Raw genomic sequence first — 20,092 nt, forward strand, 5'->3', positions numbered from 1 at the left:
AAACAAAGTAAATGGCAGGTAAATATATGTTCAAGAAAATACTTGTTGCAAATAGAGGAGAAATCGCCATAAGGATTATGCGCGCATGTCGTGAACTTGATATTCCTACTGTTGCAGTTTATTCTGAAGCTGATAAGAACGCTCTTTTTGCTAAATACGCTGATGAATCCTATCCCATCGGTCCGGCGCCTTCGAGCAAAAGCTATCTTGATATCAATAAAATACTGGATGTTGCAGAAGAAAGCGGTGCAGATGGTATACATCCGGGATATGGTTTTTTATCAGAAAACCCAGAGTTTGCAAGAGAGTGTGAAAAACGGGGTATCACATTTATCGGTCCGTCCAGCGATGTAATCGAAAAAATGGGTAGCAAAATTTCAGCCCGGAATATAATGATTGATGCCGGTGTTCCGGTTGTTCCGGGTACTGAAGAACCAATAGAGGATGTGAACACCGCCATAGATATTGCAGAATCGATAGGGTTCCCTGTTATTATAAAAGCCTCTGCAGGCGGCGGTGGAATCGGGATGAAAATTGTCCATTCACGGGAAGATTTTGAAAAAGCTCTAAATTCCATCCAGTCAATAGCATCTTCGGCTTTTGGTGACTCCACTGTATTTATTGAAAAATATGTTGAAGAACCGCGTCACATTGAAATCCAGATTCTTTCGGATAAATACGGTAACACTATATACATTTCAGATAGAGAATGTTCTATCCAGAGACGTCATCAGAAACTGATAGAGGAAGCTCCATCACCCATAATGACCCCTGAACTGCGGAAAGAAATGGGTGAAGCTGCTGTGAAAGCGGCAAAAGCGATAGGTTATGAGAACGCTGGTACGGTTGAATTCCTCTATTCAAAAGGTGAATTTTACTTCCTTGAAGTCAATACACGCCTTCAGGTAGAGCATACCATCACTGAGATGATTAACGGTATAGATATTGTAAAAGACCAGTTATACATTGCATGCGGTGAAAAATTACCCTACAAACAAGAAGATATGGATATCAGAGGGTCAGCAATTGAATGCCGAATAAATGCTGAAGATCCGTTAAACGATTTTGCACCTTCTCCCGGAAAAATACGAAGATACCGGTCAGCAGGTGGTCCTGGTGTACGGGTAGACAGTGGTGTGCATATGGGATATACTATATCTCCGTATTATGATTCAATGATTTCAAAGCTTTGTGTCTGGGGTAAAAACCGTGACGAAGCCATAAACAGGATGAAGCGTGCATTGTTTGAATATGTCGTTGTTGGTGTTACAACAAATATACCCTTCCATAAAGCAATACTTGAAAATGATGCATTCCGCAGAGGAGAACTTACCACCCATTTTATAGACACACATGATATCCTTGAAGACGTTGAAAAAATTGTTGACAAGGAAGCAAAACGCAACATGACCCTTGCATCAGCTCTGGATAATCAAAACCAGAAGGTTGCTGCTGTCACCAGTGCGGTTAATGCCTACCTTGATGGGTACAAAAAACAAAACCAATAATTTTGTTGTTCAACCAGAAATATATAATATGTCGCTCAATTATATTGTAAATGAATAGAGTGTGATTGTGGTGGGATATAATTGAGCGACAGAAAAGAAGATATTTTAAACATCCTAAAAAATTCTGACCAGAAACCTGTTTCAGGTGAAGAATTGGGTGAACAATTGGGAATAAGCAGAACTATGGTCTGGAAGTATATAAAATCTTTAAAAGATGATGGATATAATATTACATCTTCCACTAAAACTGGTTATATATTAAATTCTTCACCTGATATGCTCTATTCTGAAGAAATCCTCTCTGGGCTCAAAACCAGTATTATAGGAAATAAAATATATCATTTTGATGAACTGGAATCAACCAACGAAGAAGCCAAAAGATTAGCACCTGATGAAGATGAAGGAACTGTCATAATCTCAGAAACCCAAAAAAGTGGACGAGGTCGAATGGGAAGAGATTGGACATCACCTCGTGGAGGAATATATATGTCGGTTATTCTAAAACCGACAATTCCGGCATCTCATGCCTACCATCTAACCCTTGTTGCAGGTATTGCTGTTGCAAATGCTATCAGAAATCTTGGTATTAACGCCTGTATTAAATGGCCGAATGACATTCTTATAAACAACAGAAAAGTTTGCGGGATTCTTACAGAAATAAACGCCGAAATTGAAAAAATCGATTATATAGTGCTGGGTATGGGAATAAATGCAAATGTTGATACAGGTATGTTTTCCAGTGAACTAAAAGAAGGGTCGACCTCTTTAAAATCTGAACTTGGTAAGCCAGTAGAACGTGTATCATTTGTACAAAATCTTTTATATGAATTTGAACAGGAATACATAAAATTTAAATCAAAGCCATTTAACGATATTGTTGATGAATGGATATCTCTGTCTGACACTATCGGCAAAGAGGTATCAATAATGACACCATCCAAAATGGTAGAAGGAAAAGCAATAGGAGTTACAAAAAATGGTGCTCTTATTGTCAAAAAAGATGATGGTGAAAAAGAAGAAATAATAGCAGGCAGATGTATATATACACGAACAAGTTAAGGGTTATATGAGACAGAATACGAAACTGAAAACATTTGTATCCCTGCTGATAATACTCATGATACTACATTCCGGGGTCACAGTTGTTTCATCCCAATCAGAAGAAGATGATAGTGTCCCTGTTGTTCTGATTAATGGCACAAAGATTTTCATCAAATCCGATGAAAGCCATTCGTTCTATCAGGGATATAAGCTCCAAATAAAAGGAGTGAATCAGGAAGATGAAAGATTATGGCTCGAGCTGTCGTTGAATGGTAGAAGTGTTAAAAGTGATGTTGTTCATGAAGGCGAACATTTTACGTATAAAAGAGATTCTACAGTTATATTAAACGCTACAGTGGATAAAATATACTCAAATCCTGAAAATGAACTTGTTACATTCAAATCGGTTTACCAGTATCTTGACCCTCAATTAGAAACCCCGAAATTGAACAACTCAGAAAACCCTGCAAATAGTAGCAACGATACTAATTCCACTAATAATTCAAAAGGGGGAGACGGTTACTTACAGACAGCAATTACAATTGCTGGAACGATTTCCATTGGTGTTATTGTAGTTTACATATTATACAAAAACACAACTTAAGATATATCAGAGGTCTCCACGTTCCATAAGTATCTTTAAATCCTCAAGGCTTAAGCGACCACTTTTATCAAGTTTTTCTTTGGCTTCTGTATATTTTTCATCTTGGTTTTTTTCATCTTTTTGAAGTTGAATATCATCCAACTGTTTTAGATACCTGTCGAGTTCTTCACGAAGTTGTGATATTTCGGTTTTTAATGGGTCTATTTTACTTTTTAGCGGAGACATTAACGAATACTTATTCTTTATATCTTCATGATATGAATCCGCTTCTGCACGAACTTCATCTGCTTTATTGAAATATTCCACCATTTGCAGATGATACTGCTGGGATTCATCCGCAAGTTGTTGAATCTGGTCGTTCAACTCATTTATATTATCATCGAAACTGGTGTTGTAGATTTCCTGTATTTTATGGTGGATATTATTTGCTTCCTGAGCAGCTTCCAGTCTTTTTTTAAGGTTTTCCAGTCTTTCAAAAAGGTCAATCTCATGATTGAGAGGTATATCCTCATTCAGGAATTTGTTAAGTTCCTGAGAATAAGCTTTTGAGAGTGTTTCTTCAGTCCCCTTTGAGATGTCATTTAATTCATTTCGCTTCTTCTTAAGCTGGGCTATCTCATTAGCTTTGCTTTTGTTCTGTTTCTGAATCTCATCCCGTTTGGACTTTAATTCAGTGATTTTTTTGTTATTTTCATCCCGTTTGGACTTAAAGTCCTGTGCCTGAGAAACAAGGTCTTTTACCTTTGTATTTAATTCATTCCTTTTTTCTTTTAATTCATCAATGTTATTTCGATATAATTTTAGGTCTTTAAAAATAGTATTGAGATTTTTCTCTTTTTGGCTTATCTGTGTCCTCAACTGGTTTATTTTATCCTTTAATTCACGTTCAGACATATTTGAAATGTCTGAATTTTCTGTAGCCTCCATCTAACTACCCCCTTATTGTTCAACATTTTTCCAGTATTCAATGCTTTCTTCATGACTACTAATACGCTTCTCCAGCCATTTATATCGGGGGTTCAGGTCATTTAATTCTTTTTTCAATTTATCGTATTCTTTTTCGTATTGTTTATCTGAACCCTTTATTGATTCAATTTCATTACTGGTCTCTATTACAGAATCAATCTTTGATTTTATATCCGATAGTTTTCTATTTGCTGTCTCATCATTTAATGATATTTCAGATATACTATCGTTTATCTCATCCACAATTTGTTTTTCTTCATCAGAAGATATAGATGTTTTAAGTTTGGATATCTTTTCATCAACCGAACTCAGTATTTCTTTATGTTCAGAATCCTTTATAGATGATTGCAATTCATTGAGTGTTTTTTGTGCCTGATATAGAATTTGCTGACGTTTTTCCCTTAAAACGTCTCTGCGCCCAACAACATATTCCTTGTTTTTCTTTGCTGATTCCATCTGTTCATTGATGGATTCGATTCTTTCATTAAGTTGTTCAAATTCCTGTCTGTATTTGTTCAGGAAATTTTGATGCTTTTCTATAACTCCTGAAACCAGTTCACTTTTATCCATTATGGTTACACTGGTATTATCATTACCTGTTGTACTTGTCTCTGTATCCATAGTTATACTCCTATCCCCACTCTTTATAAGAAGTTTATATAATATTTAACAATTGTTATACTCTAAATATCTGTGCATGTGGAACGTCATTTATTCGGATTACATTCTCAGGGTCAACTGCACTACATTTGATGGCACAAGCAACCGATTCCTCTCCGAAAATGTTTGCTGTTGTCGCTACTGAAAGCGCTTCAATAACTTCATTTTCAGATGCTGTTTTACCTTTGTAAAACTGTTCAGATATTTCTACTGTAAGGTTTCCCTCTTTTAATGTTTTGCCCAGAATATCTTCATCACATACTGCGACTACATAATATCTACTGGACTGATGTATTTTAAGGTACATATCATCACTTATATCAAACCAATCTAATATGGTCTTTATCCGGTGACAACAGGTCTCCCTGTCGTCTCATTCTGGTAACCAGTTCTTCGGCATGTTCTCGATCTATTTGCTCTTCTTCTGCTCTGGAATAGACTTCCTCAACAGGAGCACCCTTTTTATCAGAATGCTCATCAGCAAGTGATTGTATAATTTCTCTTATTACTTTTATCTTATCTCTCTGACTCTTGGACGTTCCTGTCTCAATAACGTCCACATCAAACGCACCGGTATCAGGGTCTACTCCCACCTGTTTGAGGCATGTATACACAAGATTTGTTGTGCGCTTTGCATCTTCCAGAGTGGCTACACTGCTAAGACGAACACGGGCACTTGATTCGGTAAGTCTTACCAGTGCCTCCAACTGTCTTGCAGTAACCGGTACCGGTGCATCCTTATCTTCACCCATTTTACGCAGGTTCATGTAAAACTCTATCAGGTGGTTGCGTGCATCATCCTCAAGTATAGGATATACATTTCTTCTGGCATAAGCCACATATTTTCTCAATTTTTCCACATCAATCGGAGGACTAATTACATCCATCTGGGAATCAATCTGCTGTTGACTGACTTCTGACACAGGATTATTTGATCTCTGTTCCATCATTTCCCCAGCATAATGTGCCTTGAGAATATGATTGGCAATTCTTCTATCCTTATCATCATCCGGTACATCAAGAAGTACAAAAATTAAATCGAAACGAGAAATCAGTGCAGGAGGCATGTTTATCTGGGTGGCAATACCTTCGTATCTATCAAAACGTCCGTATTTTGGATTTGCTGCACCAAGCAGAGCACATCTGGATTTTAATGTAGCTATTATACCCGCCTTCGCAACTGATACCGTATTACCACACCATACCGGTTTGCCGTTCCTCCTTACATAAAGAACATGGTTAGGTACTTCCACACAGTAAATTTTTCCTTTATAGGGTTTCTTCTCAATATGGTAGTTCCCATTTGTATTGATGCTTGGATGATTACCTCCCTCACGGATAAAAGATACCTCATATATATCATTAGATATAACACTTGACCGGCCTTCAGGAACTTGGATTATTTCTCCTTTATTTACAACGACATAATTATTTGCAGAATAACCCATTTTAAGTGCAAGTTCCTGCATATCATCAGCTAACCGCTTTGAACTGGTAATATAAGCCATTTGCCCGGTTTCACATCTGATATATCCGTCACCAAGAACCATTGCATCAACAAATATTTTTATTTGCCCAGGACAAAGTTTTTTCACATATTCAGGAACAAATTTTTCATGGCATTTTCCAAACATGGAAAGATATTTTGCAAGTTGTTTTGAATGTATACTAAATGAATGCCCATCATAACTCCATTTAAAACCAAGCCTATCCAGACTATTCTGGATTTTTTGGATTTTTCCAGATGTTTTCTGTGTTATCTGCACAGAATAGGGAATTCCATTCATGTATTTTACTGAACCTTCAGGAAGATAATAACCAAGAAATTCAAGCCAATCATTCATTTTAACAGTAATTGATTCAGTTTCTATCCCTGAACAATTCTGATTGACATACTTGACTATAGATGGTATTTCAAATGTTTCGATGCGTTCACCATCCCAGTATGCATTTTTCTTAAAACGCATCCTTTTATGTAGAGGTAATGAATCCATCCGGTGAAGGTCGAATCCTGTCCATTCATTAGCACGTTTGTTGATATCAACATACATGTTGTGGTTTGGTGTAACAGCAAGGTCAACCTGACGTGATTTAAGATAATACATATCCCCCTCATAATCAGAAGCTACATACATTCCAGGGACTACATATTCTAGTTTTCCATCTGGTGTAAGTGAAGCAACTCTTTCTCCTTCAATTACATCTTTAAAAAATTTCCATCCGTTTTCAGTTAGAATTTCTGTCTGGTCATCATAACATTGCTGTTCCATTGCCTCATGAAGTGAACTTTTATCCTCTGAACTCATTTTGTCAAGTTCATCAACAGCAGCTACACCCATATCTGCCATGACAAGTGCACCTGCTTCCAGTGTCCACCTTCCATCACCCAGTTCATCCCTTACCGCTGATGCTGTCAGACCACTGGATGACGCACTTTTACCTGAAGTGAACACTCCTCTTGGAGCAAGTTTTTCCATATAACGCAGCATCTGACTTTTTGCTATACCCGGGTCTCCAACTATAAGAATATGGATATCTCCTCTCACTCTTGAACTATCAGGTAATGCTTTGGTAACGCCTGAAAACAATTGAAGAGCAAGTGCTTCCTTAATGTTTTCATAGCCATAAATCGATGGAGAAATAGATTTTGCTACCTTTTCATAAATCTGGGGGTCTTTGCTCAACTCAAGGATTTCCTCTTCATCTTCAGGAGTTATTTCAAGTTCCTCGAATTCTTTATTCACGTATTCTATTGAATTTGCATGCAACACAAGGTCATAAAAAGGCGATTTGCCATCACGCAGGGTACGCTGATGAGAACGAAGGACTCCATTAATTATTACCCTATCACCCGGGGTAACGATTCCAGCAAGGTCATCATCAACATCAATATCGAGGCTCTGGGGCTGTTCTCCTCCTCTTAAATTTTCAGGGGATTCCTGTATCTGAAGTTTCTGGGCGTCTACAAAAGTAGATTTATCAACAAGCGTTTTGAATGGTCCCTTTCTGCCACAGGTTTCATTTTCACATTCATGGGGTTCTGTAAATTTCTGGCTTGTCTGGGGTATGTAGGTAACATGCTCGCATCGCATACAGTAAAAAGCTGCGTTTGTTATTTTGGGGCGCACTTCTGTAGCTTTACGTATCATCCCTTCAACCGCTACAGATTGCATGAGATGTTTGCTTCTAAGATTCCTTATCGTAATTTTATTCGGATTATTAATTATCCGTAAATGCACTTCCTCAAGAGACTTATCAACCGGAAGTACTAGTTCCTCTCCTTCTCTTAAAACCTCCTCTGCAGCAGGTATTATCTCGTCGGGATTTACAATTAATTCATCTGCAAGTTCCTGATCAAAATTTTCAATATCGTAATAATTCACTGTTAAACTGCGTTGTTCAGGATATTCATTTGCAAGATGAAGTATCTCATCCCAGTAATAACGTCTAAAAAAAGTGCCGAACCTTTCTTTCCATCCTTCTTCTGCCATATTAATCCACAAGGTTATTGTTATAAAATGATTCGAATATATATCAAGGTATTAAGCATTCTCAATTTTTTATCCGGCGCTGAATAATTCTTAAAACTCCTCGCAGGGTCTGAACTTCTCTATTTGTTAGCTGGGCTCGTCCAAAAACCCTTCTAAACATAAGAAGTGTTTTATCTTTTTTATGAGATGGGTATTCAAGTTGCTTCAATAACTCATTCAGATGATTATGTAAAAGTTTAAGGTCAAATGGGTCAGCAAACGGTTTTTCTCCGCTCTGGATATTGCTCAATTCATAGAAAATTACAGCTGCCGAATGAGAAATGTTCATTATTGGATATTCTTCATTTGCAGGTATATGAACTATCATATCACACAATCTAAGTTCATCGTTTGTAAAACCGTTATCCTCACGACCGAACAGAATAGCCACTTTTCCGTCCATACCTTCCAATCTGTTTTTTAATTCTTTTGGTGTATAAGAAGGGTTACGTATATGTTCATCATCCTTTGAAGATGTCATACCCGTGGTTCCAACCACCAGACTGGCATCTTTGACTGCCTCTTTAAAAGTATTGGTTACTTTTGCATTTTCAAGAATATCTCTTGCATGTGAAGACATTGCACGTGCTTCACCTTTTAATTTACACGGATTTACAAGCACAAGTTCACATAAACCAAAATTCTTCATTACCCTTGCTATTGAACCTACATTACCCTGATAGAGAGGTTCAACAAGTACAATTTTTATCTGTAATACCATTTTATCGTTTTTATGGGCTGTTATTATACTGTTTTAATTTTTAAGTGTTATTGCACCGGGTTTACATACACTTACACACATCCTGCATCCGAGACAATAACTTGGGTTTCCAACTTCTGCAACTTTTTTTCCGTTGCGGTCTTTTAACAAAAAGATTTTGGGTCCTTTGAGGCAGGCTTTTCTGCAGGCTCCGCATCCAGTACACTTATTTTTATCTATCGTGATTTCCATTGATTATCACATTTTTGCTATTAATATTCATCTCACAACCTTATTAATCAAAAATATTATGAGCCATATTTGCATTTAATATTTAATATACAACCGTTTTACATTTTATAATAAAACAGGTATATTAAAGACATAAAAGTTCCTACTATTTTAGTGGGAGATTGCAGGGTAATAATTGATATAGATTAAGACAATAAATAAATATTGTAATAACATAATAAGAATGGGGAGTGATTAATAATGGCAGAGAAAGATTTACTCGAAAAAGGAGCAATTCTGCAAAGAGATAAAGAAACCTATGCTATAGCACCACATATACCAGGTGGAATTGTCTCTGCAGATATGCTCAAAAAAATAGCAGATGTAGCAGAAAAATACGATGCACAGGCTCTTAAAGTAACCTCATCCCAGAGAATTGCCATTGTAGGTTTAAACGAGGAAGACCTCGATGATGTGTGGTCTGAACTTGAAATGCAACCCGGTGCTGCAATAGGTGTCTGTGTAAGAAGTGTTAAATTTTGCCCCGGTACAACATTCTGCAAACGCGGACAACAGGATTCTGTAGCTCTCGGATTAAAACTTGATGAGAAATATCATGGTATGGAACTTCCAGGAAAGATGAAAATGGGTGTAGCAGGATGTATGAACTCATGTTCTGAACCTGCTGTAAAAGATATCGGTATCATGGGTACTTCAAAAGGTTACACTCTGATGCTTGGCGGCAGTGCAGGTCTTAAACCCAGGATAGCAAATACCGTTGCCACAGAACTTTCTGAAGAAGAAGTAATCCAATACGTTGACAGGATTATTGAATTCTACAAATCCCAGACCAGCAAGAAACGTCTTGGTCAGGTTATCGACAATATGGGTATTGAAAAATTCAAAGAAGAAGTAGGACTTTAAAACAATTTAGATTGTTGATTGGAATATAAAATTTATATTTACTTTTTCTTTTCAAATAGAACTATCATCGAAAATTTTATTATCCATGTTGAAGATTATAGTATTGGGGAGTAAGTAAATTACAGATATGGATATTTAAAAATAATATTTTCTTTAATTGTTCCCCTTTAAATATGGGAGTGTGATGGTATGAAATTACATAGTAAACTAATACTTACAGTATTATTCATCTTCGGGTTAATTGCCACTGCAGGTATATCCACAGCCGCAGATAATTCAACAGGAAACAGAATATGGGACGCAAATGAGAACGTAAGTCGGGATTATACATGGACTGCCATGAGTTATTCCGGATTCTATTACGACCTTGACACAAACGAAAGTTCTGAAACACTTACAATAAACCTTGATAGTGACAGTAGAAATGTAAACGATGGTGACCTTGAGTATACGACCAAACCGATTGAAACAGAATTTGAATACAACGAATTTGGTTCGTATGAGGTTATCGGTTTCATGGCTGAGAGATATTTTGCCGGTTATACTGATAATACCACATTCACTGATGAAGATGTAAGTCTAATGTCAGATGGTCAGCTTGCAAAGGTTCTAACTGATACTGATGATAGAGAATCGTTTTTTGCAGGTTCTGAACTTGAACTTGAAGAAGGGTATTCAATTCATATAATAGAGGTTGATATTAATGGCGATAGCGTTTTTGTAGAACTGAGAAAAGATGGTGACCAAATAGATAGCGGTATTGTATCAGGTGGTGATGTCTATACCTATGAAAAAGATCTAGGTTCTGCCGATGATGTACCCATTATTGCTGTAAATTTTGATAACATTTTCAGAGGCACAGAAACCAACGCTGTGTTTGTAGAGGGCATATTCCAAATTTCTGAAGATTATACCGAAGTCGATGATGGAGACAACTATGGAAAAATGGAAGTTGACTCTGTCACTTCTAATGAAATTACAATGAGTAATGATGACTCAATAACACTTGGCCAAGGCGATGACATCAACATAATGGGCAGACTCAATTTTATTGTTGCAGATGACAGCACACTTAGATTCGGTCCATATGTGGATATATCAGAATCCGGAACATATGAACTCAGGGGTACCGTTACAGAAAATGAAAACTTCGAATGGACGCCATTAAACTTTGAAGGGTTTTATTATGACATTGATGAAGGATTAAAAACCGAATCTATTGAAGTCACACGTGATAAAAGAAATATAGACGATGGTGACCTTCTTTATACAACAGAGCCTGCAGAAGTTGAGTTTGAATTCGGTGATTTCGGATCGTATGAGGTCATCGGTTTCATGGCTGAAAAATACTTTGCCGGTTACACAGAAGATAACACCACATTCTCTGACGAAGATGTCAGTCTTATGTCTGATGGACAGCTTTCCAAAGTCTTAATTGACGACGATGAAACAAAATCCACATTCTCAGGTTCATCACTGGTACTTGAGGAAGGATACAGACTTCGCATCGTGGAAGTTGACCTTGAAGGAGATAGTGTATTTGTTGAATTACATAAAGATGGAGAACAAATAGATAGTGGAGTTGTTTCAGGTGGTGATGTCTATACCTATGAAAAAGATGTAGGTTCTGCCGATGATGTACCCATTATTGCTGTAAATTTTGAAGACATTTTCAGAGGCTCAGAAACCAACGCTGTGTTTGTAGAGGGCATATTCCAGATTTCGGAAGATTATACCGAAGTCGATGATGGAGACAACTATGGTAAAATGGAAGTTGACTCTGTCAGTTCTAATGAAATTTCAATGAGTAATGACGACTCAATAACACTTGGTCAGGATGATACTATCAGCATAATGGGCAATATCAATTTCAAAGTTGCAGATGATTCAGATACTGTAAGATATTATCCATTTGTGGAAGTTACCACTGGTCCTGGTGATATGTTAACCATAGACCTACCAGACACCATTACCCAGGATTCAACTGTTACTATAACTATTGAATCGCGCGGTGCAGCTGTACAGAATGCTGTTGTAATGGTTGATGATGAAAATATAGGAACTACTACAAGAGAAGGAACTATTGAATATACTCCAGAAGATACCGGTACATTCACTGTTACCGCTGAAAAACAGGGATTTGTTTCAGCAAGTAAAGAAATTGAAGTTATAGGTCAGCAGGAGAACAGGATGAGTGTTGATATTTCACCTGATGAAATATTTGCAGGTGATATAATTACCATAACTGTAACAGAAGCAATCGGTAATGAACCGATAGAAAATGCAGAAGTTACATATGACGATGAATCGATTGGTGACACATCAGCAGACGGGACTATAAACTACACCACTAACGATCCCGGGGTACACAAAGTAACTGCATCTAAAGATGGATATCAGGATGGTGAAGAGAATATCGAAATACTTGAATCCGGTGCCCAGTTCAGTATCTCGGACCTGAACATATCGCCATCTGAAGTCGAAGCCGGTAATCCGGTTTCAATAACAGTTAATGCAACCAATATCGGCAATATGGGAGGAGACTATACCATTGAACTCATGGTCAATGGAACAATGGAAGATTCAGAGCAAATAAATCTGGATGCAGGTAATTCTACAACAGTAGAATTTACACATACAGAAAATGAACCCGGTAACTATTCGGTTGAGGTTGATGGACAAACTGGTACATATACAGTTACACCCAGTGGAGTACCTGGAATTGGTGTATTTGGGTTAATAGCTGTATTGACAATCGCCTACCTGTTCAGAAAACGACAAAAGTAATGGAGTTAGTCTTTAACTCCTATTCCTTTTTTTAATTATTCCAAATCAATGAGGTATTGTTTTAGACAATCATGATTTTCAACAATTACATCTGCATTTTCAAGTTTATTTCTATCTATGTATGTTGGAATTGCTACACAGTATAACCCTGCTCTTTTTGCAGATTCTACCCCAAGCATTGCATTCTCAAATACTATGCATTCACCTTTTTCTACACCTGATTTCTCAACAGCCCTTAAATATGGTTCAGGTACAGGTTTCCCGTTTTCCACATCATTTGCTGTAATGATGACATCAAACACATCAGGATACAGTTTTTCAAGAATATCCTTTACAATAGAATCCTCTGCTCCAGAAACAACACATAAGATGTATTTGTTTTTCAGTGCATCCAATAAATCCTTTAGCCCTTCAAAAGGTTCCAGTTTTACAATTTTGTTAAATTCCTGCTCGTATTGTTGTATTATACCATCAAGATTAAACGAATCAGGGTTTTTGTTATCCTTTATCAGCAAATCACGTACAATATCAATAGTTCTGGAACCTTCATGCTCATAGATATCCTGCTTGTTAATTTGCACTCCGATATTATCAAACGCTACTTTCATAGCTTCTACATGATAGGGCATGGAATTTACCAGCACTCCATCCATATCAAACATAAGGGCTTTTAACATAATTATCCATCCCTAGTTAGTGGTTTTTGTATAAAAAACATAATTATAAACGTCATAGAGGACATATATGCAACAGTAATAAATAACTCACTGATAATAAACTATTCTGAGAGTGTATTTACAATATTATTAAGTGCGATAATATGGCAGATAAATATTTCATTGGAACTTCTGGATGGCAATATGACCACTGGAGGAATGTGTTATATCCTGAGAAACTGGGTAAAAAGAAATGGCTGTCCTATTATGCGGAACGTTTCAATACCGTAGAAGTAAACAGTACATTCTACAATCCAATAAAACCAAAGACATTTTCCAGATGGTACAATGAAACTCCTTCTAATTTCAAATTTACAATCAAAGGATACCGAGTAATAACTCATTTCAAGAAACTACATGATGTAGAAGATGACATCAAAGCTTTTTATGAAAGGGCTGCCCCGCTACAACATAAGCTTGGATGTGTATTGTGGCAATTACCCTCGAATCTTCACAAAAACATGGAACTTCTGGAAGAGTTCTGCAAAAACCTTGACAAACGCAAAAACAATGTCATCGAATTCAGACATGTATCATGGTTTACAGAGGATGTACAATCTCTACTTCAAAAATATAAAATCGGATACTGTATAATATCTTCTCCTGAATTACCCGAAATAATTACTGTAACATCCAATATCCTGTATATGCGTTTTCACGGAATAAACAACTGGTACACTGAAAAGTATGGTAAAGAAAAACTAAAAGATTATGCGTCAAAAATCAAAAAAACCGATGCCAAAAAAGTCTATTGTTATTTCAACAATGATGAAAATGGCTATGCTGTCCATGATGCCTATAATCTTAGAGAACTTCTTACCCAAGATTACTAAGCAGATAACCAAACATAATGTAAAGGATACTAAACCAACTCGGTCATAATATGGTGATGTTTAATTCTGCATCTGATTATGTAGAAAAAATCGGCAAAAACAAAGGATTGGAGGTAAAGTCCTACATACATTGAAAGGCATCCTGTCAAGAGATTGCTGATTTTTCCAGAGAAAATAACATTGACCTGATTGTAATGAGAACACCCAGTAAAAGCAGTATAGAAAATTTTTTGCAGGTGGTGTGGTACTGTTCAGTTAATGCATATTTCCCATTGATAAGGAGTATATAGATTTAGGGATTGATGTTTTCTGATATAATTATGATACGCGATGTACATATCAATCCAGTTATTGATATGCTGAACGAATCCCTGTTTATGTGGGAAGTATTTATCGAACACCTTGACCCTTCTTTTGAATGATTTGAACCATCTTTCGATATAATTCCTGATATCACCGGATATTACAACCCTCTTAATATCGAGTCTTTCCAGAGCTTTGTACCATGGTCCACCATCCACAACTGCCATCTGAGGCAGTTGTCCGTACATTTTTTTCAAATCCTTAAAGAAAGACTTTGTAGTCAGGTAGTTCCTTGTGGGATAGATTCTGGCATACACTATCTTTTTAGAATCGGGGTTTATAGCCGCGTATAGGAACCAGTACTCACTGCCAAGCTGTACTTTAGTCTCATCCACTACTATGGTTTATGGCAATTCTCCATCATAAGGCTGTACACACCATCCGAACTTCTGTACCCAGTAATGTACTCCTCTGTAGCTTATCGGTTCAGACATATACGATAATAGTTCTGAAGTTCTCCTCAAACTTAATCCCTGTTGATACAGGAGTATGGATAATGCTATAGCTTTCACATCTCTTCTTTTCCTTTCCACGAAAGATTTAATATCTACCGGTATCAAATCTGATAATGCCTCTAAGTTCATCATTCATCCCCCCTTAAATAGGAGGATGAATCCCCTATTTATTTCTTAACTGAACAGTGCCGGTGGTGTATCAGAAAAGGTTATAAAAAATACAAATTCAGAAGTACTTATGTACCATATTTATCAACTATTACCTGTCTTAAAACGATGTAGTTTTAGTTATAAGATTTAGAGATACATCTGTATGCTCATCATTTATATATAATTAATTGGATACGGAAATGTTTAAATATAATTAAAACTACAATCCTGCTAACTTAATGATTTTAGAACCCCAAATAAGCAATTAATTGCTACTATATTAACCTTTTATTATGTCAGGAGGTATATTTTATGAGCATGGAGTATTTTTCTGGAATATCAGATGCAATGAGAATAACCTTTGTACAGGTTATGATATTATCAGTAATAGCTATAGGTATATTCCTGTATGGAATGTATTTGAACATTAAAAAATGGGGACTTGGAACCACCGGATATGCACAGGAACCCGGTGGCGGAGGTATAACAGTCTTCCCAAAAACGTTCGCATCACAGGTTGCCAAAAAGGGTGACTGGAAAATAATCCTTAAAACCTTAGTGCTGGATATCATATTACAAAGACGGATTATAAGAATAAGTAAGTTCAGATGGTTTATGCATATAAGCATTTTTGTAGGATGGATGACATTATTTTTACTGTCATTACTGATGTTTTTAATAGAACTTCTAAGCCTTTCTGGTGTTAATATTCACCCAGAAGCAATAAGGCAGATGCTACAACCATGGAACGATTTGTTCAGCTATATCCTGTTATTGGGAATAGGCATAGCAATCTTTAGAAGATTGTTTGTTAAAAGAGCAAGAGAGAGTACAATATCCTATGATGCAGTCCTGTTAGCTGGACTTACATTTATTGTAATCACAGGATTTGTTGCACAGGGTATCAGAATTGGAGATTTCTGGGCATTTGGAATAGACTGGGGTATAAATGCAGCACCCCAAATGGCACTATTTCATGCAGTAGTATCACTACTGTTTTGTATAGCCTACATACCGTTCAGCAAATATATACACATGATAGCAACACCTCTCACAATTCTTGCAAATATAGAAGCAGAGGAAGGTGAGTAATTACAATGGCTAAAAAACAACCATCAATAGACACCAAAGGAATAACCGCTGTACAACTTATGGAACTGGATTCCTGTACAAGGTGCGGAGAATGCGTTCAGTGGTGTCCTACATATTCCGCATCCGGTCAGGAACCGGGACTCGCACCTCGAGATAAAATCCTGAGGTGGAGAGACTATATGAACAAATCCTATGGACTAAGAGCAAAACTCTTTGGTCCAAAGGAGATATCAGAAGAAGAACTCGATGAGTTCTCATCCGACCTATATCAATGTACAACCTGTGGAATCTGTGAAACAGTATGTGAATCAGGTATTGACACCATAAATCTCTGGGAAGGTATACGTGCAAATCTTGTAAAACGTGGACAAGGTCCCTACGGAAAACAGAAATATTTCTTTAAACTTGTATCCGAGTATGGTAACCCGTACATGGAACCCGCTGAAAATAGAACTGCATGGATGCCTGAAGATATAGAAGTTAAAGAAACCGCTGACATTGTATATTATGGTGGATGTACTGCAGAGTATAAACAAACCAAACTTGCCGTTGCTACTGCACGCGTTCTTAATAAACTTGGTATTGACTTTGCCATGCTTGGTGAAGATGAACTTTGCTGTGGTTCACCTCTCCTTAGAACCGGCCAATCCGAGCTAGAAAACATTGCCAGAGACTGTACAATCAAAAATGTCGAAAATATAAAAGCCAAAGGTGCAAGCAAAGTACTTTATGCATGTGCAGGATGTTACCGTACTTCTATTGTAGATTGGCCTAAATTATATGGAAAACCGTTACCATTTGAAATTGTACATATTACAGAATTCCTTGCTGACCTTATCAAACAGGGCAAAATCAAATGGGAAAAATCCATCAACAAAACTGTCACCTATCATGATCCCTGTCACATGGGTCGCCACGTTGGTACATATGATGCTCCAAGATATGTACTTGAAAATATACCAGGAATCAAACTGATAGAAATGGACAGAATAAAAGATTACAGCCGTTGCTGTGGTGCAGGAGGAGGTATGAAAGCTGGTATTCCAGACCTTGCACTTAAAGTTGGTGAAGAGCGTATAGAAGATGCTCTTGAAACCGATGCAGACATACTCTCAAGTGCCTGTCCATTCTGTAAAAGAAACCTAGCAGATGCAAGGGATTCAGTAGATGCAAAAGATATGGAAGTAGAAGACGTTATTGTTCTTGTTGCAGAAGCACTTGGACTTGAGGTAGAAGGGGAATAACCAAAACCCTTTTACTCTTTTTAATTTATACATTTTCATATTCTGACAGATATAATTTCAATTCATCAATTACTATTTCTTTGGGAATCCATACACCATTGATGTTGGAATCCAGCAGTAAATATGCATCTCTTACTTCATTGAGAATGGTTGATTCTGGACCTAATTCAATTCCTTTGTAATCCAGGTATTTTCTGGGTATTTTTAGGTGTCTTTCACGCGTTGTCGTGTTTTCAACTATGACCTTTTTATGGTCTAATGATACTAACAATATACTCCCCCAGTAATTCTATATCATTCACAGATTACAAATTAGATATAATTAACCCAATCCACATAAATATTTTTTTAATAAAATGAAATTGAAACTAAATTTTAGTATATATAATACCCAAAATCTAAATAATACTACTGCGCATATAAATTTAGAAAGCTACAGTTAATACACTCCACACAGCCATAATACTTTGGCTCATTTTTCACTGTAGCTTTCTAAATTTATACTCACAGATTAGTCATATTTCTATAGGTCTTAAAATATCATTCATTTTCCATCGGTTATCTTCTACAACAAATTCAATTGTATGAGTTTTTGTTCTTTGTATATCAAAAGCATTCACATTCCAGATAACATCCACAGTCAGTATTACTGAACCATTTTCATCAGAACTGCCAGTTATTTCATAGCCATTTATGCGAAACGTTGCTTCTGAAATTCTATTCAAATTATGAAATTCATCTCTGGTATAATCATCTTTTACATCAGATGACAACAATTCATCATAGATATTGTTAAACTCACTTGAATTGTAATATGAAATGTAATCATCCAACGTCTCTTCAGGTGTTGATTCTGGTCCCCCTATACAACCACTAAAAGAAACCGCGCTCAAAAACGCTATTAATAATGCTAAAACAAATTTTTCTATAATATCCCCTTTATCCAAAATATGCGTTAAACCCTGATATAATGTTTCGTTTGATTTAATTTATACGTAGCATTTAAATATAGACATTAACCTTTTTTGGATATATGTACATTCCTTATGCACTTCTTGGTAGGGTATTTGTGTATCTTGTTGTTGCTGTTATAATTTTAACTTTGATATCACTGTTAATTGGAATATACAGCTACAAGAAAAATAAATCACTGTTTCCAAATTTTATATTTTTCATGCTGTACTTTTTCTACTCACCCGCCAAACTGATTTGCAGAACGTGTTCTATAAAAGAGTCAATTGTAGATGATATTATTATTGAGGTAGGAAACGCTGTAATGCTTGAAAGATTCAAACAGGTTAATGGTAAATGTGCAGTAATTCTTCCCCAATGCCTCAGGCATCCAAACTGCAAAGCCAGATGCGACCCCATAACCGGTTATGAATGCGAAAAATGTGGTCTCTGCGACATAGGTACCATATGTGAAGCTGCCGAAAAGTATAATTTCAAAGTATTTGTAGTGCCCGGTGATAGTTTTGTCAGAAAAATTATAAAATCCTACAGACCCCATGCATGTATAGGAGTTGCATGTCATATGGAATTAACTGAATCAATGCAGGAAGTATCCAAATACATGCCTGTACAGGGTGTATGGTTGTTAAAAGATGGATGCTACAACACAGAAGTTGATGTAGATGAAGTAATAAGAAAAATGGAGATGTGCAACAATAATGCTTTATAATCTAATTGGTATTGCATTGTTCTTTTTTATAATCGTTTCAATTATACTAACGACAACCGCCTTGCTGGTTGGTCGTATAAACCTAAACAGAAACGTCTGGCTTGCAGGATTTTTTGTAAACATCCTTGATTTTTTTTATCTCCCAATCAAAATCCTTTTTCAAAAATTTAGTGATTCTTCCAAGCTTGATAAATTAATGGTAAGCCTCCGAAACACTGCCAATAAATCAAGTTTCAAAAAAACCCGAAACCGTCTGATACTGGCGCCTCATTGTATGCGTTCTCTTGATTGTCCTGCATCATCAACAAGGTTTGGGATTAAATGCATATCCTGTAATAAATGTATATTAGCCAGTATCAAAAAAGATGCTGAAAATTATAATTATAAACTCTACATTGTTGCAGGTTCTTCATATATCCGGCATATTGTCAAAAAAGAACCTGTAGATGGTGCGCTGTTACTTGCCTGTTATTATGAACTAAACAAAGTTATGAGGTATCTGAAGCAAAAAAACATAGTAACCTACGGTGTTCCACTGTTGGAAGACGGATGTTACAATACAACAATTGACTACAATAACCTGAAAAAAACATTAAATGATTTGAAA

Annotated in this window: 20 protein-coding genes and 1 pseudogene; 10 read left to right on the plus strand and 11 right to left on the minus strand. The window is 36.5% G+C overall.

Annotated elements, in window-relative coordinates; translation table 11 throughout:
- Positions 1-26: 26 nt before the first annotated feature.
- The 3 genes from METEV_RS02630 to METEV_RS02640 all read left to right on the plus strand — a co-directional run bounded on the left by METEV_RS02630 (position 27) and on the right by METEV_RS02640 (position 3,153).
- Positions 27-1,508 (plus strand): acetyl-CoA carboxylase biotin carboxylase subunit, encoded by a 1,482-nt coding sequence (locus tag METEV_RS02630; protein ID WP_013194007.1) that lies wholly within the window; start codon positions 27-29, stop codon positions 1,506-1,508.
- Between the two features lie 81 nt (positions 1,509-1,589).
- Positions 1,590-2,567 (plus strand): biotin--[acetyl-CoA-carboxylase] ligase, encoded by a 978-nt coding sequence (locus METEV_RS02635; RefSeq protein ID WP_013194008.1) that lies wholly within the window; start codon positions 1,590-1,592, stop codon positions 2,565-2,567.
- A gap of 7 nt (positions 2,568-2,574) precedes the next feature.
- Complete coding sequence (locus tag METEV_RS02640; protein ID WP_013194009.1) at positions 2,575-3,153, plus strand: S-layer protein domain-containing protein; 579 nt, start codon at positions 2,575-2,577, stop codon at positions 3,151-3,153.
- Positions 3,154-3,159: 6 nt separating this feature from the next.
- On the opposite strand, the gene METEV_RS02645 is transcribed toward METEV_RS02640, so the two are convergent.
- The 6 genes from METEV_RS02645 to METEV_RS02670 form a co-directional block, all read right to left on the minus strand.
- The gene (locus METEV_RS02645) at positions 3,160-4,080 is read right to left on the minus strand and encodes a coiled-coil protein (RefSeq protein WP_013194010.1); all 921 of its coding nucleotides are present in this window, start codon (positions 4,078-4,080) and stop codon (positions 3,160-3,162) included.
- A gap of 12 nt (positions 4,081-4,092) precedes the next feature.
- On the minus strand, positions 4,093-4,740 hold the full coding sequence (locus METEV_RS02650; RefSeq protein WP_013194011.1) for a hypothetical protein: 648 nt from the start codon (positions 4,738-4,740) through the stop codon (positions 4,093-4,095).
- Positions 4,741-4,795: 55 nt separating this feature from the next.
- The gene (locus METEV_RS02655) at positions 4,796-5,086 is read right to left on the minus strand and encodes a DUF424 domain-containing protein (RefSeq protein WP_013194012.1); all 291 of its coding nucleotides are present in this window, start codon (positions 5,084-5,086) and stop codon (positions 4,796-4,798) included.
- A gap of 13 nt (positions 5,087-5,099) precedes the next feature.
- On the minus strand, positions 5,100-8,270 hold the full coding sequence (locus METEV_RS02660; protein ID WP_013194013.1) for an LAGLIDADG family homing endonuclease: 3,171 nt from the start codon (positions 8,268-8,270) through the stop codon (positions 5,100-5,102).
- Between the two features lie 61 nt (positions 8,271-8,331).
- Positions 8,332-9,030 (minus strand): RNA methyltransferase, encoded by a 699-nt coding sequence (locus METEV_RS02665; RefSeq protein WP_013194014.1) that lies wholly within the window; start codon positions 9,028-9,030, stop codon positions 8,332-8,334.
- A gap of 33 nt (positions 9,031-9,063) precedes the next feature.
- Positions 9,064-9,261, minus strand: coding sequence for a 4Fe-4S dicluster domain-containing protein (locus tag METEV_RS02670; protein ID WP_013194015.1), 198 nt, complete (start codon positions 9,259-9,261; stop codon positions 9,064-9,066).
- Positions 9,262-9,501: 240 nt separating this feature from the next.
- Between METEV_RS02670 and METEV_RS02675 the strand changes: the two genes are divergently transcribed.
- Together METEV_RS02675 and METEV_RS02680 are read left to right on the plus strand one after the other, a co-directional pair.
- The gene (locus METEV_RS02675) at positions 9,502-10,164 is read left to right on the plus strand and encodes a nitrite/sulfite reductase domain-containing protein (protein ID WP_013194016.1); all 663 of its coding nucleotides are present in this window, start codon (positions 9,502-9,504) and stop codon (positions 10,162-10,164) included.
- Positions 10,165-10,353: 189 nt separating this feature from the next.
- Positions 10,354-12,951, plus strand: coding sequence for an S-layer protein domain-containing protein (locus METEV_RS02680; protein WP_013194017.1), 2,598 nt, complete (start codon positions 10,354-10,356; stop codon positions 12,949-12,951).
- 35 nt (positions 12,952-12,986) lie between these two features.
- On the opposite strand, the gene METEV_RS02685 is transcribed toward METEV_RS02680, so the two are convergent.
- Entirely contained in the window at positions 12,987-13,628 is a 642-nt protein-coding gene (locus METEV_RS02685) for an HAD family hydrolase (protein ID WP_013194018.1), read from the minus strand.
- Positions 13,629-13,771: 143 nt separating this feature from the next.
- Here METEV_RS02685 and METEV_RS02690 point away from each other — a divergent pair, with 143 nt between their 5' ends.
- Positions 13,772-14,500, plus strand: a complete 729-nt coding sequence (locus METEV_RS02690) for a DUF72 domain-containing protein (RefSeq protein WP_013194019.1) — start codon at positions 13,772-13,774, stop codon at positions 14,498-14,500.
- Between the two features lie 251 nt (positions 14,501-14,751).
- Here the strand turns inward: METEV_RS02690 and METEV_RS02695 are convergent, their stop codons facing one another.
- Together METEV_RS02695 and METEV_RS02700 are read right to left on the minus strand one after the other, a co-directional pair.
- Entirely contained in the window at positions 14,752-15,198 is a 447-nt protein-coding gene (locus METEV_RS02695) for a DDE-type integrase/transposase/recombinase (RefSeq protein WP_049890904.1), read from the minus strand.
- Positions 15,199-15,207: 9 nt separating this feature from the next.
- Positions 15,208-15,450, minus strand: coding sequence for a hypothetical protein (locus METEV_RS02700; protein ID WP_157197269.1), 243 nt, complete (start codon positions 15,448-15,450; stop codon positions 15,208-15,210).
- 330 nt (positions 15,451-15,780) lie between these two features.
- On the opposite strand from METEV_RS02700, the gene METEV_RS02705 reads away from it, so the two are divergent.
- Together METEV_RS02705 and METEV_RS02710 are read left to right on the plus strand one after the other, a co-directional pair.
- Positions 15,781-16,560 (plus strand): disulfide reductase, encoded by a 780-nt coding sequence (locus METEV_RS02705; RefSeq protein WP_013194020.1) that lies wholly within the window; start codon positions 15,781-15,783, stop codon positions 16,558-16,560.
- 5 nt (positions 16,561-16,565) lie between these two features.
- Entirely contained in the window at positions 16,566-17,804 is a 1,239-nt protein-coding gene (locus tag METEV_RS02710) for a (Fe-S)-binding protein (protein WP_013194021.1), read from the plus strand.
- 25 nt (positions 17,805-17,829) lie between these two features.
- Here METEV_RS02710 and METEV_RS02715 read toward each other — a convergent pair whose 3' ends face one another.
- Both METEV_RS02715 and METEV_RS02720 read right to left on the minus strand, forming a co-directional pair.
- Positions 17,830-18,075: a hypothetical protein gene (locus METEV_RS02715; RefSeq protein ID WP_013194022.1), complete on the minus strand. Its 246-nt coding sequence runs from the start codon at positions 18,073-18,075 to the stop codon at positions 17,830-17,832.
- A gap of 244 nt (positions 18,076-18,319) precedes the next feature.
- A complete protein-coding gene (locus METEV_RS02720; protein ID WP_013194023.1) occupies positions 18,320-18,751 on the minus strand; it encodes an NTF2-like N-terminal transpeptidase domain-containing protein in 432 nt (143 codons plus the stop codon).
- Positions 18,752-18,837: 86 nt separating this feature from the next.
- Here METEV_RS02720 and METEV_RS02725 point away from each other — a divergent pair, with 86 nt between their 5' ends.
- The gene (locus METEV_RS02725; RefSeq protein ID WP_013194024.1) at positions 18,838-19,485 is read left to right on the plus strand and encodes a DUF116 domain-containing protein; all 648 of its coding nucleotides are present in this window, start codon (positions 18,838-18,840) and stop codon (positions 19,483-19,485) included.
- Positions 19,475-20,065, plus strand: a pseudogene (locus METEV_RS02730) (DUF116 domain-containing protein); the annotation flags it as partial. The gene METEV_RS02725 and the pseudogene METEV_RS02730, both read left to right, overlap by 11 nt.
- Positions 20,066-20,092: the final 27 nt, after the last annotated feature.

The sequence above is a fragment of the Methanohalobium evestigatum Z-7303 genome (assembly GCF_000196655.1).
Lineage (GTDB): Archaea > Halobacteriota > Methanosarcinia > Methanosarcinales > Methanosarcinaceae > Methanohalobium > Methanohalobium evestigatum.

What these genes read in the sequence shown, in the direction of transcription:
- METEV_RS02630 (WP_013194007.1), top strand. Translation starts at nt 27, where the DNA reads ATGTTCAAGAAAATACTTGTTGCAAATAGAGGAGAAATCGCCATAAGG.
- METEV_RS02640 (WP_013194009.1), top strand. Translation starts at nt 2,575, where the DNA reads ATGAGACAGAATACGAAACTGAAAACATTTGTATCCCTGCTGATAATA.
- METEV_RS02645 (WP_013194010.1), bottom strand. Translation starts at nt 4,080, where the DNA reads ATGGAGGCTACAGAAAATTCAGACATTTCAAATATGTCTGAACGTGAA.
- METEV_RS02650 (WP_013194011.1), bottom strand. Translation starts at nt 4,740, where the DNA reads ATGGATACAGAGACAAGTACAACAGGTAATGATAATACCAGTGTAACC.
- METEV_RS02655 (WP_013194012.1), bottom strand. Translation starts at nt 5,086, where the DNA reads ATGTACCTTAAAATACATCAGTCCAGTAGATATTATGTAGTCGCAGTA.
- METEV_RS02660 (WP_013194013.1), bottom strand. Translation starts at nt 8,270, where the DNA reads ATGGCAGAAGAAGGATGGAAAGAAAGGTTCGGCACTTTTTTTAGACGT.
- METEV_RS02665 (WP_013194014.1), bottom strand. Translation starts at nt 9,030, where the DNA reads ATGGTATTACAGATAAAAATTGTACTTGTTGAACCTCTCTATCAGGGT.
- METEV_RS02670 (WP_013194015.1), bottom strand. Translation starts at nt 9,261, where the DNA reads ATGGAAATCACGATAGATAAAAATAAGTGTACTGGATGCGGAGCCTGC.
- METEV_RS02675 (WP_013194016.1), top strand. Translation starts at nt 9,502, where the DNA reads ATGGCAGAGAAAGATTTACTCGAAAAAGGAGCAATTCTGCAAAGAGAT.
- METEV_RS02680 (WP_013194017.1), top strand. Translation starts at nt 10,354, where the DNA reads ATGAAATTACATAGTAAACTAATACTTACAGTATTATTCATCTTCGGG.
- METEV_RS02685 (WP_013194018.1), bottom strand. Translation starts at nt 13,628, where the DNA reads ATGTTAAAAGCCCTTATGTTTGATATGGATGGAGTGCTGGTAAATTCC.
- METEV_RS02690 (WP_013194019.1), top strand. Translation starts at nt 13,772, where the DNA reads ATGGCAGATAAATATTTCATTGGAACTTCTGGATGGCAATATGACCAC.
- METEV_RS02700 (WP_157197269.1), bottom strand. Translation starts at nt 15,450, where the DNA reads ATGATGAACTTAGAGGCATTATCAGATTTGATACCGGTAGATATTAAA.
- METEV_RS02705 (WP_013194020.1), top strand. Translation starts at nt 15,781, where the DNA reads ATGAGCATGGAGTATTTTTCTGGAATATCAGATGCAATGAGAATAACC.
- METEV_RS02710 (WP_013194021.1), top strand. Translation starts at nt 16,566, where the DNA reads ATGGCTAAAAAACAACCATCAATAGACACCAAAGGAATAACCGCTGTA.
- METEV_RS02725 (WP_013194024.1), top strand. Translation starts at nt 18,838, where the DNA reads ATGTACATTCCTTATGCACTTCTTGGTAGGGTATTTGTGTATCTTGTT.